An 18,592-nucleotide genomic window follows, 5' to 3' on the forward strand; every position below is an offset into this window, starting at 1 on the left:
ACGAGAATCACATTCATCATGCTTAACTCTATTATTTTCTTCGTCGTCGGCTTCCTGCTCTGTGGCCTGTTGCAGCAATGGCGTATCCGCAAGCTGCAACAACGCCTGAGCGGCATGGTCGACATCGCACAAGCGCAAGCGCTGGAACAGGATTTGCAAAACGTCATGCGCGACATGCAGCAAAAGATGGAACAGCATGAGCAATTGCTGGAACAGGAAAAACTGGTGAACCAGGAACAACTGTCACAGCTGCAAGAGGAGCATGAGCAACTGATACAAAGTCTGTCCGAGCGTAACGCTGACAGCAATGCAGTCGCGGTAGAGAATTGCGAACGCGCTGCCGATACCATTGCCCGTCTAATGGGTCTGATCAAAACCTTTGAACGCTGGCACGACGACATGGGCGTGTTGATCAAGCACAACCGTGAAATGCGCGTGAAGAACGACGAGTTCGCCCTCATCGTGAATCAGGTCATCATCGTTGCGCTGAATGCATCGATAGAAGCAGCACGGGCCGGTGAATATGGCCGCGGCTTCGCGGTGGTCGCCGCTGAAGTACGTTCACTGGCACAACGCGCAGAGAAACTCTCGAAAAGCTATCGCAGCAATCTGCACGAAAGCGACCTCATCACCACCACTACCTTCCAGGACCTGCAGGCAGGCGGCAAGATGATTGTCGGTGCCGTCATCGGCCTCAACCTCGTCAACGACAAAACCAAAGAAGCACTCACCGTTTAAGCATCATGATCAGCCCACACGCCCAGGAAGGCTTCGACCTCCTCCTCATACGCTCACTGAAAGCCAGCCTGCCGTCGGCGCTGCAGCGTAGTGACATCGGCATCACTTCCGATGTCACCAGCCTGATCGAACAGGAAGCGGTCGTCCTTACCGTTTCTTCCTATTTGTTCCGCCTGATGGTGATGATCCACTTCAAGCAGGATGCACAAACCAGATCCTATATGGCTGGCCTGCATGAAACGTCGGAAACAGGTGACGACAAACAAGCCTTCCATGACGCGATAGCGGAGTACGGCAATTTGTTCTGCGGCATCCTGAATCGTGAACTCGGCAGCTACTTCCCGCACATCGGCATGTCCACGCCCAACTTCCTCGATGGTCACTGCCTGTCCTATATAGAGATGCTCAATTGCAGCCACATCCAGCACTTCGCGGTGGATGTCGATGGCAGCCCTTTGTTCCACGTCAGCCTGTGCGTCAGTGCTTATGACGATATCGATTTTGAAGTAGCAGAAGATGAAGCAAGCGCCAGCACCGGCGAACTTGAACTGTTTTAAACCAATTATTTTAGAAATTACTTGAGAAGAAAAACATGGCAAAAATACTGGTAGTCGATGATTCCGCCACCGTCCGTAATGAAGTCGGTGATTACCTGAAGAAAAATGATCTGGATGTGGTGCTGGCAGTCGACGGCCGCGACGGCCTTGCCAAGATGAAAAGCGACAGCTCCATCAAGCTGGTGATTTCAGACGTGAACATGCCGAATATGGATGGCCTGACCATGGCGGAAAAAATCCGCAGCGAACTCGGCAACAGCAGCGTCAATATCATCATGCTGACCACCGAAAACTCGCCGATGATGAAAGAACGCGGCAAGGCTGCCGGTATCAAGGGCTGGATCGTCAAACCATTCAAAGGCGATGCCGTACTCGCAACCTTCAAAAAACTGGTGGCCTGATAGTTTTATCGAATCTGCTAGTTGTAGATGGGCAGCGCCAGGAATAGTTTGATCACCAGCGCATTCGCGATGTCGATAAAGAATGCGCTGACCATGGGCACCACCAGAAAAGCCACATGTGACGGCCCGAAGCGCTCAGTCACCGCCTGCATATTCGCAATCGCAGTCGGTGTAGCGCCCAGGCCAAAGCCGCAATGCCCCGCCGCCAACACCGCAGCATCATAGTTGGAACCCATCACCTTGAAAGTGACGAACGCGGCATAAGCCGCCATCGCTACTGCCTGCACTGCCAGTATCAGCAAGACCGGCAAAGCCAGCGTCGCCAGATCCCACAAGCGCAAGCTCATCAAGGCCATGGCCAGGAATAGCGACAAGCTGACATTACCCAGCAACTGGATCGCCCGTTCAAAAATCTTGTAGCCCACCAGTGCCGACAAACTATTGCTCAGCACCACACCGACGAACAGTACACAGACAAACGTCGGTAATTCAAATGCGGTGCCGTTCAATTGGCTCGCAAACATGGTGCCGACCGAAAGGCTGATCGCAATCAAGGCCAGCGCTTCTATGAACGCCTGCGGTGTAATCAATTGCACCGCCTTCGGCTGCTCGAAGCTCTGCAGTATCTGGTCCTCATCTTCCGGCTCGGTTGCAGTTGATTGCAACTTGAAGCGCCGCACCAGGAACCCCGCCACCGGGCCGCCGACCAGTCCACCCAGAACCAGACCAAAGGTGGCGCAGGCAATCGCAATCTCGGTCGCTGCTGCCAGGCCATGCCGCTCGGCAAACACCTTGCCCCAGGCCGCACCGGTACCATGACCACCAGACAGTGAAATTGACGCACCAAGCAAACCGATCAGCGGGTCCAGCCCCATCAGCTTGGCCATGCTGATGCCTATGATGTTTTGCGCGACCAGCAAACCGAGCACGACGAGCAGGAACAAGGCCAGCGTACGCCCGCCTGCTTTCAGGCTGGCAAGATTCGCATTCAAGCCTATGGTGGCAAAGAAGGTCAGCATTAGCGGCCCCTGCAGGCTGCCATCGAACTGTACCCGCATGTCGGATACGCCACGCAGCGCAAACAGGAGCAATGCAACCAGCAAACCACCGACTACCGGCTCGGGGATGCTATAGGTTTTGAGGAAGGAGGAAGACGCGACCAGCTTGCGTCCCAATAACAATACCAGCGATGCTGCAACCAGCGTTTCCAGTACGTCCAGGCTAATCATCTGCTTCCTTTCGATGGGTGGACCGACGATCAGAACACAAGCAATAGCCTCACATTACAGCACTGCAATTTTTCCTTCAAGCTGCTTGGGTGTAACCGAAGCACGTAAAGCGTCGGCAAACGAGGTCAAGGCGGGCGTCCAGCCGGTACGCTCGGCAGCGACAAAATAGGTATCCACCACGCCCAGTCGCTGCGGCAGTTTCAGGCTGTAAATCGGAAAGCGGTGTTTATGTGCATCGAACACCACCTTGGGCATCAGTGCATAGCCCATACCGGCACCGACACAACCGAGGATCGCATCAAGCGAACCGAAATCCACCATGCGCGAAGAAAACACCCCACTGTCAGCCAGCAGCACATCGACGCGCTGACGATAACTGCACCCCTGGCCAAATACCAGGAATGTTGACGCCCGTAATGTATCGGCCGACGGCATGCTCTTCATCGGAGTAGCAGACACCAGCACCAGCTCTTCACGATAGGCTTTGGACTGATACAGGCGCGGATTCTCCAGCTTGCCAGCGATGAAGACACAATCGAAGCGCCCTTCATTCAGACCGGCCACCAGTTTGGCGGTCGGCCCGGTGGTGAGCTTCAGGTCAACTTCCGGATGGTCGGCGTGAAATTGCGTCAGCAATGGTGGCAGGCGCAGCGCAGTCGTCGTTTCCATCGCGCCTACCCGCAGGCTGCCACTGACATTTCCACCCTTGAACAAGGCCAGCGCTTCGTCATGCGCCTGCAACATGCGTTCAGCATAAGCCATCAAGGTAAAGCCAGCCGAGCTCGGACGTGCGCGTACGCCGCGCTCTATCAGTTGCGCGCCGACTTCATCTTCCAGCTTCTTGATATGCGCGGTCACATTCGACTGCACCGTGTGATGACGCTCGGCAGCCGCGACAAAACTGCCGGTTTCAGCAACCGCCAGAAACAAACGTAGTGACTTCAGATCCATGATTCCACCTCATGCTGCATCTCTAAACGTGATACAGCATATCATTACTAATCGTTTGTAGTGTTAGCAGGCTCAGCCTATGATGTATCTACAAAACGCGTTCTTGTGCCACAGGAAACCATATGCCCTCACGTAGCGACTTGCCCGCCATCGCAGTTGGAACCACCGCCACCCTGGCTGCGGTCGGCCTGGCACGCCTCGCCTACACGCCATTGTTGCCAGCTGTCATCCATCAGGGCTGGTTCCACAGTTCGCAGGCGGTTTACCTCGGGGCCGCCAACCTGCTCGGCTATTTGCTGGGCGCCTTGCTGGCGGTTCGTTTATCCGAACGTTTTGACACGCGCAAACTATTGGGCATCTCCTTTGCCAGCATCGTACTGAGCTTCGTACTGTGCGCACTGCCGGCGGCGTTTAGCTGGTTTTTCGTCTGGCGCTTTATCTCGGGGCTGGCGGGCGGCTTGTTGATGGTGCTTGGTCCTTCAGTCGCGCTGACCGCGATCCCGCCGGAGCGTCGGGGCCTTGTTGCTTCATTCGTGTTCACCGGCATCGGCATGGGCGCAATATTGTCGGCCAGCCTGATACCCATGTTGCTACGCCTGAACCTGAGCGCAGCCTGGCTGGTACTCGGGCTCTTATCGCTGGGCGCAGGCTTGCTGGCAGACTGGGGCTTGCGTCGCCTCACACTCAACAAAGCACTGACGTCCACTCAGCCGGATGTCGCATTGCCCGTTCCGGCACTCAGTCTTGCTGCATTGCTGGTCGTACTGGCTTACGGCCTGGACGCGATCGGTTTCATCCCGCACACCGTATTCTGGGTCGACTTCCTCGATAGGGAAAACGCACTGGGCACCAACGCAGCATCCATGCAGTGGCTGCTATTTGGCATAGGCGCAATCATCGGCCCCTTGTTGGCCGGCTATCTCGGCAAGCGCTTGGGCTGGCACCGTAGCCTGGCTTTGGGCTTTTTTATCAAGGCCGCCGCAATTGCGATTCCGTTGCTGTCGATTACACTCTTCTGGCGCTCGGCTTCATCGCTCATCGTCGGCATCATGGTGACCGGCATGGTGACCCTCACCTCGGGACGCGTGATGGAACTGGTCGGCCCTGCCGCTTATAAACGGGTATGGGGTATAGGCGCAGTATCATTCTCCAGCGCACAAGCTTTGTCCGGTTACGGCATGTCGGCACTATATGGCGTACTCGGCACTTACCTGCCGCTGTTTGCGATCGGCAGCCTGGTCATGCTGAGTGCCTGCCTTTTGCTCATGCTCACACCCAGGACGCAAACTACACCCGCCGTTACGATCAACCTCTGCAAGAACGGACACTGATATGGAACTCCTGCTCAATCGCACCTCGCCTTATGCCCGCATCGCACGCGTAGTTGCGCTGGAAAAAGGCTGCGCCGACAAGCTGGTATTAGTCTGGAGCGATCCATGGAATGAAGATGCCAAGCTGCTGCAACACAATCCGGTGCGCCGCGTACCGGTACTGGTCACAGATGACGGTCACAGCATTACGGAATCGCTGCTGATCGCTTTATATCTGGATCAGGTCGGCACTGGCGACACGCTGCTGCCGCCCGCGCGCTATGCAGAAATCCTGCAACTGACAGGCTGGGCGCAAGGCTTGATTGATGCGGCGTTCACCACCATGATCACGCGCAAGCACCACGGCAAGGAAATCGATGACAGCGTGCTCGGCCAGCGTCGCCGGCAAGCGATAGAACGTACCTTGCCCGCGTTGAACACTGCCTATACAGCGTCCTTGCCATCATCTGATTCCGTGACGCTGGCAGATATCGTCATCGCCGTGGCACTCGACTACATCTCCTTCCGTTTGCCGGAAGTCGAATGGCAAGGCAAGTATCCGGCGCTGTCCGCCCTGCGCACCCGCATGCTGCAACGTGACAGTTTCTCAAGCACTGTTTTCAGTTGATGACGGACGGCTGAACCACCAGAACAGCAAAGCCAGTCCGCTGACGGCAGCGCCCAGCATACACACCGCCGACCAGCCGCCGTAAGCAAAAGCCCTGGTCGCGGCGATCGCACCCAGACCACTACCCGCTGCATAAAACAGCATATAGCAACCGACCAAACGGCTCGATGAGCCTTCCTGTACATTGAAAATCATGCTTTGATTCGTCACATGTATCGCCTGCCCGGCCAGATCCAAAGCAATAATGCCAACAACCAGGAACACCCAACCATGCTGCATCAGTGCCAGCGGCAACCACGACATAACTAACAGTATCAAGGCAAGCGCACTGGTTCTTTGTCCCCAGCCCTGGTCCGCCCAACGTCCGGTCCGGCTCGCAGCCAGCGCACCGAGCACACCAATCAGGCCGAGCGCACCTATCGTTGTCTTTGAATAGTTATAGGGTGCGGCACTGAGCGGCAACACTATCGCACTCCAGAAAATACTCAACGCAGCAAACATCAGTAGCGCAATCACACCGCGCACTTGCAGCACACGTTCACGCCACATCAACTGTCCCATCGAAGCCAGCAATTGCGGGTAAGACAAACCGGAAGGATGGCTTGTACGTTGCGGCAACACGCGCAGCAAAACCAAAGCCAGCATCACCATCAACCCTGCCGACACCATGTACACCATGCGCCAGCCTGAGAGGTCCGCAATTGCTCCTGCCAGTACGCGCGCCGACAGCAAGCCGACCAATACACCAGCCTGCGTCGTGCCAACCACACGACCACGTTCGGTTGGTGCAGCGATCGTCGCCGCATACGCAATCAAGCCTTGCGTCATCGCCGTCCCCAGCATGCCGACGAACAGCATCCCTATCAATAAATAAACCGGCGTCGCTGCAGCAGCCACCAGCAACAGTGCCAGCGCCAGTGCGCCCAGCTGCACCAGCAGCAGGCGACGGCGATTCAACATATCTCCGAGCGGCACCAGCAACAGCAAAGCAACTGCGCTACCCAGCTGTGTCACGGTCACGACTATGCCGATGACACCTGTTGCCAGCTTGAAGTCGGCTGCCAGCGCATCCAGCAAGGGCTGTGCATAGTAGACATTGGCCACGCTCAAACCACAGGCGATGGCAAACAGCCATACCATCCAGTCCGGGACGCTGGCGTCCGTGTCGGATTCTGCGCAGGAATTTAGTGAGGTTGTTGAAACTTGCTGGCAAGACATAGGACACTCCAATCTGGTTGCAATTTAAAACCAGTTGAAGCATATCGAATATGGTTTTAAAATGCAACCAGATATTTTCATTGCAGAGGAAGCATCCATGTCCAGAAAAGCAAGCCAGCAAGCAGAGCCCTGCCCGGTCGCCCGCGCGCTCGATGTCATCGGCGACAGATGGTCGCTGCTGATCGTACGCAATGCCTTCGACGGCATGGGACGCTTCGGTGACTTTCAAAAGGACCTGGGTATCGCCAAGAACATCCTGTCCGATCGCCTGCACAAGCTGATAGAGCAAGGCATATTGGAAGCGATACCCGCAACCGACGGCAGCGCTTATCAGGACTATGTACTGACCGTGAAAGGCGAAGCACTCTTCACGCTCATCGTCAGCTTGCGGCAATGGGGTGAAGAATATTTGTTTGATAAAGATGAACCACGTTCGTTGCTGCTGGAAAAACAAAGCGGCAAGGTCATACCCAAAATGGAAGCACGCTCAGCCAACGGTCGCAAATTAAATGCCAGCAACACCCGGGTACAGAAACTCAACGGCTGACAATACACTTGGCAGTATGCAAACTGCCTTAAGTTGTCCTTAAGTATTGCCGCCTAATCTGCCTCCCGTACCAGTTAACAACGGGAAGCAGGCATGAACCAGACCGATAAAGCCCCACCTTACACATCCCTAGTCGCGGCCACGCGGACGCAAAAACTCTCCATCAAGAGCATGATGCCCATGCTCGGCGTATTCCTGCCGGCATTGTTGTTCTGCGCACTCGCAATCGACATCAAGAACGACGTCGGCTATGCCTTCGATTCATCCTTCCTGCTCGCGCTGCATGCATACGCGACGCCTTTGCTGGATAAGCTGGCGCTGAAAATATCGGCCGCCGTTACCGTGTTCAGCTTGTTGGTACTGGCGGTGCTGGTACTCAAGCGAGAATGGCATGCGCTGCTGTTCTGGCTGACCGCAGTCGGTGGCTCCGCCATCCTGAACGTGACCGTCAAGCACATAGTCGAACGGCACCGCCCTGCCTTGTGGGCGCTGGCCGCACCGGAAAACACCTTCAGCTTCCCGAGTGGTCATGCGATGCAAGCGATGACGCTCGCGCTGGCACTGGTTTTCCTGCTACGTGCTTCACGCCATCTGCGCGTCATAGTGATAGCAGCAGGCGCATTCGTGCTGCTGGTTGGCTTCTGCCGCATGTACCTCGGCTTGCACTATCCATCCGATATCGCCGCCAGCCTGCTGCTTTCGTTGGCATGGGTCACCAGCGTCACCATGCTGTTTGACCAGCGGCGTTTGCTCCTGTTTACAAGCAATAAATTTCCTGCGGGCAAGCAATCGCATGCTTAACCCGCTCTTAACGTCGGCAGCGCTAGCCTGCTCGCACAGGCTAGCCCCGACGGGGGCGGTTTTGCCATGAATGGAGCAAGCATGCGGGTATTACTGGTAGAAGACGATACGATGATAGGCGAGAGCCTGGAAGAAGGATTGCGCAAGGAAAACTACGCAGTCGACTGGGTGCAGGATGGTCATGCGGCTGAGCTGGCGCTATGCAATCACACTTACGACCTCATCCTGCTCGATATCGGTTTACCGCGCAAAGATGGCATCTGCGTACTGGATGACTATCGCCGCAAGCAAGGCGATGCCGCCGTACTCATCCTGTCGGCTCGCGACGCTACCAGCGCCCGCATACAAGGTCTCGATGCAGGTGCCGATGATTACCTGATCAAACCATTTGACCTCGATGAATTGTTCGCCCGCATGCGCGCGCTGATCCGACGCCGTGCCGGACGCAGCAATCCGGAACTCACTTATGCAGACTTAAGTATCAACCCGGCGACCCGCACCATTACCTACAAAGGTGTACCACTGCATTTATCCGCACGCGAATTCGCACTGCTGCTGGCGCTGGTCGACCAGCCCGATCGCGTCATGTCACGCGCACAGCTGGAAGAACGTTTGTATGGCTGGAATGAAGAAATAGGCAGCAATGCAATTGAAGTATACGTACACGGCTTGCGCAAAAAGCTCGGAACGGATTTCATCAAGAACGTGCGTGGCATAGGCTACAAGCTGGGATTGGCAGCATGATCAGCATACGACGCAAATTGCTCATGTATTTGTTTGGCGGCATGATCTCTGCCACCTTACTGGCTGGCTTTGCCACTTATGTGCAAGTACGGCATGAGATGAATGAAATGTTCGACTACCAGTTGCAGCAGATCGCGACGGCCTTCCCTACAGAATTATCGACCGGTCATACGCTACAGGTCGGCGATGACTCGGAAGACGAAGTCATGCTGCAGATCTGGGACAAAGATAATCAACTGCTGTTTACCTCGGCGCCGACCATCAGTCTGCGCCGTGTCAGCACCACAGGCTTCAGCAAGACCAAACTAAACCAGCAAAACTGGCGCGTCTATAGCCAGCTGGATCAGGGGCGCTTCATCCAGGTACCGCAGCCGACTGCCATCCGTAACCGCATGGCGGCATCCATGGCTTTGCGTTCGCTGATCCCATTTGTGGTGCTGATTCCATTGCTCGGCCTGCTGATCTGGATCGTGGTCGGGCGCGCACTGCAGCCGATAGGACGTCTCGCCGCCTCCATCAACCAGCGTACGCCGGAAGCACTGGAAACCATCAGCGACGAAGCCTATCCACCGGAATTGCAGCCCATGCTGCTGGCGTTGAACGGTTTGCTGACACGTCTCGAACAAGCCCGCACCACGCAGCGTGCCTTCGTCTCCGATGCCGCGCATGAATTGCGTACGCCATTGGCGGCGCTCAAGCTGCAGCTGCAACTCGTGGAGCGCGACAACGAAGATCCCAAGCTACAGACTGGCCTGGCCAGATTGCACGAACGCCTGAATCGCGCCACCCATCTGGTGCAACAACTGTTGATGCTGGCCCGACATGAAGGACGCGTGCCGGATCGACATTATCGACGAGTCGACCTGCAACAACTGGTGTCCGGTGTCGTATCCGACCTCGCACCACAGGCAGAAAACAAACACGTCGATCTGGGCGTAGTCGTACCCGCTGACGGCAGCAACAGCGGTAACCATATCTACGCGTACGGCGATGAAGAAAACCTGCGCGTGCTGCTCGGCAACCTGGTCGATAACGCAGTGCGCTATACACCAGCGCATGGTCGGGTCGATGTCAGTGTATCGAGTGTTGATGGTCACGCCTTGTTGCAGGTTGCCGATAACGGCCCCGGCATACCTGTCTCCGACCGCGAACGCGTCTTCGATCGCTTTTACCGTCGCGAAGGCAGCGGCGAGTCCGGCAGCGGTCTCGGTCTCTTCATCGCCAAAACCATCGCTGCCCAGCACGACGCCAGCATTGCACTGGACAGTGGCACCGATGGCAAAGGCTTGCACGCCACCATACGCATCAAACAAGTCAGCGTCGAAGCCACACCACGCATGGATCAACGCCCGGCCGGCCTTCCCTCTCAGAGAGCAGCATGAATCCCCAAACATTTTCTGAATCCATTTCATTTGCAGAAACTCCGTCACCTACCAAGCATAGAAAAGTACCTTCCTATCTCTGGTACTTGCTGGCCGCTACCTTATTATTGTTGGCTTATCGCATAGGCCTGATGGCATTGCTGCCCTTGGCGGATACCACCGAAGCAAGATATGGCGAAATCGCGCGACAAGCAGTGAGCAACGGTTACTGGCTGATGCCGCACATCGACCCGCAAACACCGTTCTTCGCCAAGCCACCACTCTCCACCTGGGCTAGTGCTGTTTCGATGGGAATATTCGGCATCAATGAATTTGCTGCACGCCTGCCCGCATTACTCGCATCCTTGCTGGCTATCGTGGTCGCGATGGGTTTTGCGAAGGAAATGAAGCTGCGCCGTAGCTGGCTGGTCGCGCCGGTGCTGGCTGCGTCGCCGCTGTTCTTCCTGTGCGCTGGTGCTGTCATGACCGATGCCTTGCAGATGGTGATCATCGTTGCTGCGCTCTACTTTGCATGGCGTACCTTAAATAGTAGTGGCGATGATGCCTTCAAATGGCGGCTTGCATTCTGGAGCATGATAGGACTCGGTGCCTTGTGCAAAGGCCTGGCGACCTGGGCGCTGATCGGTTTGCCATTGATCGCATACGCATTGGTGGAACGCCGTCCATGGCAGTTGTTCCGCCAGGTATTCAGCTGGGGTGGACTGGCACTGGCGCTGGGTATCTTCATGCCTTGGTATATCGCGGCTGAGTACACCAATCCGGGCTTTCTCAACTACTTCATCATCGGCGAACACTTCTCACGCTTCCTGGTACCCGGCTGGAAAGGCGATCACTACGGCATCGCGCAACAGCAACCTATGGGTGCGATCTGGGTGTTCTGGAGCATAGGCATATTGCCGTGGCTAGGCATCTTTGTTAGTGAGTTGCTGCGTTTCTTTGGCAAGCGCCCTAAGCAATTGCTGGCGATAGAACGCTTTCTCTGGTGTGCGACGCTGGCACCATTGCTATTCTTCAGCTTCAGCCGCAACATCATCTGGACCTATGGCCTGACCGCTGCCCTGCCTTTCAGCGTACTGGTGGCGAGATGGCTGGAAAACGCGTCGGCTAGCATGCAGACGCGCACTGGCATCTCACTCGCAATGCTGGCCATATTGGCTATCATGTGCGGTCCATATATCGTCAGCAAAGCCAGCGCCAATTCCGACCGCGATTTGATACAGGCCTTCCATCGTGCGGCTACACCAGGCATGCAACTCGCGTATAAGGTACGCCCCGAGTATTCGTCCGATTACTATGCACGCAATACCTTGCACTATGAACCGGACGCATCCCTGAGCAAGAATACCCATAATGAATTGGTCGTGGTCGATCGCAATGAATTAGAACGACAAGCGATCACTGCTGACCATATCCTGTTTGTCGGAAAAACGCGCGCGCTGGTTCGGCCGGAGTAAAGAGGTTTGGTAAGAGCGATTAGAAAACATCCAGCCGATACCCCCTGGTATAGACCGTCACCAACTTTACATTGTTGTCCGGGCCCAGGCGTAACTTGCTCCTCATACGCGACATATGCGTGCTCAGTGCGCGAGAGCCGACTACCGATGTACGCCCCCAAATTGCATTCATAATTTTTTCTTTGGAAACCACCTGGCCGGCATGGGAAAAAAGCAGTACCGCAATCTCAAACTCCTTGGGCTCCAAAGCTACCGGCTGCCCGTGTACAGTGGCAATTCCCTGTTTCAAATCAAAACAATAAAAACCAACTCCCAGTAAATCAGGAATGTGTCGCGTTACCGTCCTTTCTTCAGAAACAGGTAGTGGAGAAATTTTCAGCAGTGCCTGGATGCGGAACGTTAACTCTGATGCACTGACAGGTTTGCTCACATAGTCGTTTGCACCTGCCCTGATGCCCTGGACTACATCTGCGTCCGAGATACGATGCGTAAGGAACATCACCATCATATTTTTACTCGCGCTATTTCTGACCATACGGATGACATCACTACCTTCCATATCCGGCAACAGCGACTCCAGTATCAGTAAATCAAATCGCTTGTAATGCAAGGCGTTTATCAGGGATAGCCCATTAAAAAACGCCGTGCATTCATGGCCTGCATCGACAACTATGCGCTGCAGGACGTTGGACTCCAGCTGATCAGCCTCCAGCGTCGCTATTCTCATTTTTTAAAGTGTTTAACGTTGATGGCCAGTACTCAAACTCGGTGCTGCGCGCAGGCTAGCGCGCCCTTCCGCTTTCAACACGGAAGAGACGCGGTATGAAACAAATTGCTCGCGGGATTTAAAGCGCTACGTCAGTTGAACTTATCGGCGCAACCTATTTGGTGGTATAGCCGCCGTTGATCAGGATGGTCTGGCCAGTGATCCACCAGCCATCACTGACCAGGTGCCGGATGAAAGGAACCACGTCTTCGATATCGGTCAGGCCGGTCTTGCTGTAGCCGGACAGCGCAGCCGCTGTCTTGTGATAAGCCACAGCATCTGCACCTTCAGCCGGATAGAAGAAAGATGTATCCATAGGGCCCGGGCCAACAGCTGTCACCGAGATACCGCGTGCACCGAACTCTTTGGCCGCAGCGCGCGTGTAGTGTTCCACTGGTGCCTTGGTACCTGCATACGCGGCATAGAAAGGCGTGAACGCACCGAGCAAGGAAGTCACCAGCGTGCAGACCTTGCCATCGTCATTGACGTGTTTGCCTGCTTCTTTCAGGAAGAAGAAAGCCGACTTGCTATTCACAGCTGTCATGTCGTCATACTCGGCTTCGCTAATTTCGGTCATCGGTTTCTTGAGCACCTTGCCAACGGTGTTGATGGCGATGTCTGGTCGCCCCACTGCTGCAATCGTGTCGGCGAACAGTTTTTCAACAGCAGCGGCAGAGGTCAGGTCGCCCTGCAGCGTGACAGCCTTGGCACCGGCGCGCTCAATCGCGGCGGCAGTCTCTTTCGCCTCAGCGGCGCTGGCTGCACTGTTGTAATGGATGGCGACGGCTTTCGCACCTTGTGCCGCCAGATCGCGCGCAATCAGGCCGCCGAGGTTCTTGGCTCCGCCGGCGATGAGTACGACTTTACCTTTGATAGTGTGTTTGCTCATGTCAACTCCGTTGTATGGATGGTAGGCCTGTCCACTTTACGGTCGAAGACACTTGTTAATAAACAGCTCATTTATGTATAAACTATTCAGAATTCATTACCAATAAAGCGCCATGGATCGCATAGACCAACTCAGCATCTTCATCCGAGTCGCACATAGCGGCGGCTTCACTGCAGCCGCAGATCAGCTCGGACTGCCACGCCCCACGGTTTCGCTGGCGATCCAGCAATTGGAAACCCGACTGGATACGCGTTTATTTCATCGCACCACGCGTCGCGTCAGCCTGACCCGCGAAGGTGAGATGCTGCTGGAGCGCGCGATCAATCTGGTGGCTGACAGTGAAACGTTGGAACAGCAATTCAAGCTGCGTACGCGCGGAATGGCAGGCCGCTTGAAAGTGGATTTGCCGAGCAGGATTGCACGCCGCCACGTCGCACCTGCGCTGCCGAAGTTCTTTGATCGATTTCCGGATATAGAAATAGACCTGGGTTCCAGTGACCTCCCGATAGACCTGGTACATGAAGGCATCGATTTTGCGCTACGCGTCGGCCAGGTTGTGTCCGACAGTCTGGTTGCCCGCCCCCTGGGCAGCTTCCATATGATTAATTGCGCCAGTCCCGCCTATCTCCGCCGTCATGGAACACCACTAAGCCCGGCTGATCTGTCCCAGCACCTGACGGTACATTACGCCTTGCCGAACGGTGGGCGCGCCGTGCAATGGGAATGGGAGGAAGACGGCCAGTTGCAAACCGTGGTGATGAATGCGCAGGTCTCGGCCAACACTGCTGAAACGTATATCGCTTGCTGCCTGGCCGGAATGGGACTGATCCAGATTCCAGCGTTTGATGTACGCGATCATTTAATGGCAGGTGAGCTGGTCGAAGTGTTGGCGGACTGGCGCGCACCATCAATGCCGGTGCAAATCGTCTATCCGCACCGACGCAGCCTGTCACCGCGTGCGCAAGTGTTCAGCAACTGGATGAACGAACTGTTGGGTCCCTACCTGAATTAGTTAACAATTGTTATTTTGTTGCAATAAGGAAATTTTTCATTCAGTATTCAGCCGTCCCTGCCGAGATTACATACAGGGATATGCAATCTATATCGATTCCTTAATCGGCCTTGACTCGACTATGCAGAAATTGACATCTGCATACTGAATCAATAGGGAACCATGAATGACTAACTCCAATACTGATGCTTTGCATTGTGCAAATTCTGTAACTGCTTCCAAAGACGACATGCCAGCGTGGTGCGCGGCTTACCGTCACCATCGGCAGTCCGCGCATCGAAGCACACCCCTCCCTTATCGTCACGCGTTTATCCTGTCGACCCCGCTCGCTGCATTGCTATATGCAGGTGTCGGTATGCAGCAGGCGCGTGCGCAATCAGTAAGCTCCACTGGTGACTTGAGCTCTCTACCCCCTGGAGGTGCACAGAACTGGGATGTCGGTGGCGATCTGGCCGTTGGAGATACCGGTATCGGAACCTTGCTGATCGACGCTGGCGGTACCGTCACCAACGACTGGGCCTACATAGGTAACACAGGTACTGGTAATGGAACCATTACCGTGCAGGGTACAGACGGCATGGGAAATGCCTCGACCTGGACCAGTTCCGGCCGTGTGTTAGTCGGTGTTAGCGCAAGCAGTATCGGTGCGCTCAATATTCTGAATGGCGGCGTAGTGAGGAACAGCGGATCAGCCGTCATCGGCTACGATGGCGGTAGCACAGGTACTGTGCTTGTCTCCGGAGCCGGATCAACCTGGGAAAATCCTCTCACGCAATCGTTTCAAATCGGGACTAGCGGCAACGGCACACTACTGATCAACAACGGCGGTACGGTACATAGCGGTCAGGCAATTATCGGCTTCGGTGGCGGTAGCAACGGACACGTTACCGTTACAGGTCTTGGTTCGCTCTGGGATCCAGTTGATAACATTTATGTGGGATTCGTAGGTACAGGCGAACTGAACGTACTGGAGGGAGCAACGGTAAGCACCATGCAAAATGGCGGTGGTGCTGCAACGATCTATGTGGGCTACGCAAATGGCGGCCAGGGCACAGTCAACGTCTCCAGCAGCACCGGCAATACGTCGACCTTAAGTGTTACTGATGATCTGGCCATCGGCGTTGACGGCTTGGGCACCGTGAATGTCGACAAAGGCGGCTTGATAACGGTAGGTGATGATGTTCAGATCGGTAATAACGCCACCGGTAACGGCACATTGCATCTCAATGGCGATGCCAGCGGGCGCGGTATCGTCGAAACTGGCTCCGTAGTTGCAGGAGCCGGCACCATCAACCTCGACCTCAACGGCGGCATACTGCGCGCCAACCGCAATGAAACCAATTTCCTGAATGGATTCACGGGACTCACCGTCGGAACCGAAGGCGCATGGTTCGATACCAATGGACACACCATCGCCATCAGCACCGCATTTACCGGCAACTCCACCTTTAACAAACTGGGTACCGGCACGCTGATACTGACCGGCGATAGTTCGACCTTTACCGGCAACTCCGCAGTCAGTGCGGGTACGCTGCAAATGGATGGCATCCTCGCCGGCGCTATCGATGTGCAATCCGGCGCGCGCCTGACCGGTATCGGCCAGGTCGGCATCACCACCAATCGTGGCGTTATCGCTCCTGGTCACAGCAGCACCCTCGGCACACTCACCGTCGCCGGTAACTACACCCCGGCAGGCGGCAGTATCGAAATCAGGACGCAACTGGGCGACGACAGCTCCGCCACTGATCGCTTGGTCATCACCGGCAGCACTTCAGGTGCCACACCGGTCAAAGTCACTAACTTCGGCGGCGCTGGTGCACAAACGACCGAAGGCATCAGGATTATTGAAGTACAGGGCGCGTCTAACGGCACCTTCTCGCTGGTAGGCAATACCACCTTTGAAGGACAGCAAGCGGTGGTAGCTGGCGCATATGCCTATCGCCTCTATGCAGGTGGCGCATCCACACCCGCAGATGGCAGCTGGTACCTGCGTTCAGCGTTAATGAACGTGGCGAGTACACCGCTCTACCAACCTGGCGTGCCGAGTTACGAAGCCTATCCGCAAATTCTGTTAGGCCTCAATGGTCTGCCTACACTGCAGCAACGGGTAGGCAATCGTTTTTGGAATGATGGCAGCAGTGCGTCTGCCAAAGACAATGGACGCGGTGTAACGGGTGCATTTACCGAAACGAATGGTATGTGGGTACGGGTGGAAGGCGGGCATAACCGGATGACGCCTAAAGAGTCGACTTCCGGCAGTGACTATCAGTACGACACCTACAAAATGCAGGGCGGCATCGATGCCATGCTGACGGAGAACAACAACGGCAAACTCGTCGGCAGCGCCCTCCTCCACTACGTGCATGGCAGCGCTAAAACATCGTGGCGTTACGGCGTCAACAACTATGGCTCCGGCAATATCTCCACTAACGGTTACGGTGTAGGTGGCGCGTTGACCTGGTATGGTGCCAACGGTTTCTATGTCGATGGCATGGCGCAGCTGACCTGGTACAGCAGCAATCTGTCTGCCAACTCAATACACAGCCTTAAAAGCGGCAACCACGCCTTCGGCCAGGCCTGGTCGGTCGAGAGCGGCAAGCGCGTCAAGATGAATGGCAACTGGTCGGTGACACCACAAGCTCAACTGACTTATTCCAAAGCCAGCTTTAATGACTTCACCGACGTCTTTGGTGCATCGGTCAGACAGGGACGTGACGACAGCTTGCAAGGTCGCCTTGGCCTCAGTCTTGATTACCAGGAAAACCGCACTCGCCTCTACGGCATCGCCAATTTGTACAACGAATTCTTTGACGGCACCTCAGTCACAGTCGCGGATAGGAACTTCGCCAGCCGCAATGACCGCTTGTGGGCGGGACTCGGATTCGGCGGCTCGCACAACTGGAATAATGACAAATACTCCGTCTACGGAGAAGTCAGCTACAACTCCAGCCTGGCTAGTAGTGACTCATATGGATACGGAGGGAAGATAGGTATGCGTATCAAATGGTAAATCGCAAATCAAAACAAGGATGTAAATAAAAAAGGCGAGCACCAGGCTCGCCTTTTTACCATGCGTAACTACCTCGTCAGAAGCGCACGCGCAGCCCAGCGTATGCCGAGCGTCCCGGTTGCGGGAAGCCATAGGCAGTGGCGTAATCACGGTCAAACAAATTGTCTATGCCTACATACAATTGCGTTTTTTTGTCGACGTCATAGCTCATGCGAGTATTGGCCAATACATACGATGGCAACTCCGCAGAGCGCAGTGTGCCGGTACGTGAATAGTAAGTCTGGTCAGTTACGTAGAGCAAACTACCGAACAAAGATAATTTATCGGTCAGCGGTTGCCATGCATCCAGTGTCAGGCGATGACGCGGCAGGTATTGCAATGTGCGCGACTCGGCATTCACCAGGTTCTTCGCACTCAGGTAGGTATAGCCTGCGCTGATCGTCCCCTTGCCCACTGCCGTACGCGCCAGCAGTTCCAGGCCGGTATTGCGGAAGCGATCCTGATTTTGCTGAATGCTGTTGCTGTCTGGCTGGATGAAGTTACGAATCGCCGAGTTGAATACTGTCGCATCCACCGTAGTCTGCGTACCGGCTTTCCAGACCACACCGACTTCAGCGGTGGTCGATTCTTCCATCTTCAGGTTAGGGTTGCCACGCGCGCTTTCATACAGCTGCGTCAGGCTCGGTGCGCGCGCCTTGCGTGATAGGCCACCCTTCAGACGCCAGGCCGGATCTACATCGATGTAGCCGCTCAAGGCAGCGATAGGAGTCGACTGGTCACTGCCGCCATCGTCACGACGCTGGCTGACCCAGCCTGCACCCGCAGTGATACCGCTGATGTCATTGATCTTGTATGCCGCTTCAGCGCTGAAGGTATCGACATGAGTCTGCTGATTGAAATTAAGTGTACGAATATTGAAGGTACCGGCACCACCACCGCCACCTCCGCCGCCACC

18 protein-coding genes are annotated in these 18,592 nt (G+C 55.4%); 12 read left to right on the forward strand and 6 right to left on the reverse strand.

What is annotated here, in order from left to right; translation table 11 throughout:
* Positions 1 to 18 precede the first annotated feature (18 nt).
* Genes IXC47_RS14335 through IXC47_RS14345 form a run of 3 tightly spaced genes read left to right on the forward strand, consistent with a single transcriptional unit; the run spans position 19 to position 1,696 of the window.
* Positions 19 to 738, forward strand: coding sequence for a methyl-accepting chemotaxis protein (locus IXC47_RS14335; RefSeq protein WP_175626020.1), 720 nt, complete (start codon positions 19 to 21; stop codon positions 736 to 738).
* A 5-nt stretch (positions 739 to 743) separates the two neighbouring features.
* The gene (locus tag IXC47_RS14340; protein WP_195876053.1) at positions 744 to 1,295 is read left to right on the forward strand and encodes a hypothetical protein; all 552 of its coding nucleotides are present in this window, start codon (positions 744 to 746) and stop codon (positions 1,293 to 1,295) included.
* Between the two features lie 35 nt (positions 1,296 to 1,330).
* A complete protein-coding gene (locus IXC47_RS14345) occupies positions 1,331 to 1,696 on the forward strand; it encodes a response regulator (RefSeq protein ID WP_195876054.1) in 366 nt (121 codons plus the stop codon).
* 17 nt (positions 1,697 to 1,713) lie between these two features.
* Here the strand turns inward: IXC47_RS14345 and gltS are convergent, their stop codons facing one another.
* Positions 1,714 to 2,925, reverse strand: coding sequence for a sodium/glutamate symporter (gene gltS / locus IXC47_RS14350; protein ID WP_175626023.1), 1,212 nt, complete (start codon positions 2,923 to 2,925; stop codon positions 1,714 to 1,716).
* Between the two features lie 54 nt (positions 2,926 to 2,979).
* Positions 2,980 to 3,876 carry a LysR substrate-binding domain-containing protein gene (locus IXC47_RS14355; RefSeq protein WP_195876055.1) on the reverse strand — a complete coding sequence of 299 codons (897 nt, stop codon included), beginning with the start codon at positions 3,874 to 3,876 and terminating at the stop codon, positions 2,980 to 2,982.
* Positions 3,877 to 3,998: 122 nt separating this feature from the next.
* Here IXC47_RS14355 and IXC47_RS14360 point away from each other — a divergent pair, with 122 nt between their 5' ends.
* Together IXC47_RS14360 and IXC47_RS14365 are read left to right on the forward strand one after the other, a co-directional pair.
* A complete protein-coding gene (locus IXC47_RS14360; protein ID WP_195876056.1) occupies positions 3,999 to 5,207 on the forward strand; it encodes a YbfB/YjiJ family MFS transporter in 1,209 nt (402 codons plus the stop codon).
* Position 5,208: 1 nt separating this feature from the next.
* Positions 5,209 to 5,814, forward strand: a complete 606-nt coding sequence (locus IXC47_RS14365) for a glutathione S-transferase N-terminal domain-containing protein (protein WP_195876057.1) — start codon at positions 5,209 to 5,211, stop codon at positions 5,812 to 5,814.
* Here the strand turns inward: IXC47_RS14365 and IXC47_RS14370 are convergent.
* On the reverse strand, positions 5,794 to 7,032 hold the full coding sequence (locus IXC47_RS14370; RefSeq protein WP_195876058.1) for an MFS transporter: 1,239 nt from the start codon (positions 7,030 to 7,032) through the stop codon (positions 5,794 to 5,796). The genes IXC47_RS14365 and IXC47_RS14370 overlap by 21 nt on opposite strands.
* Positions 7,033 to 7,129: 97 nt before the next feature.
* On the opposite strand from IXC47_RS14370, the gene IXC47_RS14375 reads away from it, so the two are divergent.
* The 5 genes from IXC47_RS14375 (at position 7,130) to IXC47_RS14395 (ending at position 11,960) form a co-directional block, all read left to right on the forward strand.
* Complete coding sequence (locus IXC47_RS14375; protein WP_195876059.1) at positions 7,130 to 7,579, forward strand: winged helix-turn-helix transcriptional regulator; 450 nt, start codon at positions 7,130 to 7,132, stop codon at positions 7,577 to 7,579.
* A gap of 93 nt (positions 7,580 to 7,672) precedes the next feature.
* Entirely contained in the window at positions 7,673 to 8,380 is a 708-nt protein-coding gene (locus tag IXC47_RS14380; protein ID WP_175626029.1) for a phosphatase PAP2 family protein, read from the forward strand.
* A gap of 81 nt (positions 8,381 to 8,461) precedes the next feature.
* On the forward strand, positions 8,462 to 9,124 hold the full coding sequence (locus tag IXC47_RS14385; RefSeq protein ID WP_175626030.1) for a response regulator: 663 nt from the start codon (positions 8,462 to 8,464) through the stop codon (positions 9,122 to 9,124).
* The gene (locus IXC47_RS14390; RefSeq protein WP_195876060.1) at positions 9,121 to 10,506 is read left to right on the forward strand and encodes an ATP-binding protein; all 1,386 of its coding nucleotides are present in this window, start codon (positions 9,121 to 9,123) and stop codon (positions 10,504 to 10,506) included. Before IXC47_RS14385 ends, IXC47_RS14390 begins: the two co-directional genes overlap by 4 nt.
* The gene (locus tag IXC47_RS14395; RefSeq protein ID WP_195876061.1) at positions 10,503 to 11,960 is read left to right on the forward strand and encodes an ArnT family glycosyltransferase; all 1,458 of its coding nucleotides are present in this window, start codon (positions 10,503 to 10,505) and stop codon (positions 11,958 to 11,960) included. Before IXC47_RS14390 ends, IXC47_RS14395 begins: the two co-directional genes overlap by 4 nt.
* A 19-nt stretch (positions 11,961 to 11,979) precedes the next feature.
* Here IXC47_RS14395 and IXC47_RS14400 read toward each other — a convergent pair whose 3' ends face one another.
* Together IXC47_RS14400 and IXC47_RS14405 are read right to left on the reverse strand one after the other, a co-directional pair.
* Entirely contained in the window at positions 11,980 to 12,687 is a 708-nt protein-coding gene (locus IXC47_RS14400; RefSeq protein ID WP_195876062.1) for a response regulator transcription factor, read from the reverse strand.
* Between the two features lie 154 nt (positions 12,688 to 12,841).
* Positions 12,842 to 13,615: an SDR family oxidoreductase gene (locus IXC47_RS14405; protein WP_195876063.1), complete on the reverse strand. Its 774-nt coding sequence runs from the start codon at positions 13,613 to 13,615 to the stop codon at positions 12,842 to 12,844.
* A 112-nt stretch (positions 13,616 to 13,727) separates the two neighbouring features.
* Here IXC47_RS14405 and IXC47_RS14410 point away from each other — a divergent pair, with 112 nt between their 5' ends.
* Entirely contained in the window at positions 13,728 to 14,627 is a 900-nt protein-coding gene (locus IXC47_RS14410) for a LysR family transcriptional regulator (RefSeq protein WP_195876064.1), read from the forward strand.
* A gap of 166 nt (positions 14,628 to 14,793) precedes the next feature.
* Positions 14,794 to 17,637 (forward strand): autotransporter family protein, encoded by a 2,844-nt coding sequence (locus IXC47_RS14415; RefSeq protein WP_230089571.1) that lies wholly within the window; start codon positions 14,794 to 14,796, stop codon positions 17,635 to 17,637.
* 76 nt (positions 17,638 to 17,713) lie between these two features.
* Here the strand turns inward: IXC47_RS14415 and IXC47_RS14420 are convergent.
* Positions 17,714 to 18,592, reverse strand: an 879-nt coding sequence (locus IXC47_RS14420) for a TonB-dependent receptor domain-containing protein (RefSeq protein ID WP_195876065.1), incomplete at its 5' end; no start/stop codon positions are given.

This window comes from Herminiimonas contaminans (assembly GCF_015645465.1).
In the GTDB taxonomy this organism is placed as follows: domain Bacteria; phylum Pseudomonadota; class Gammaproteobacteria; order Burkholderiales; family Burkholderiaceae_D; genus Oxalicibacterium; species Oxalicibacterium contaminans.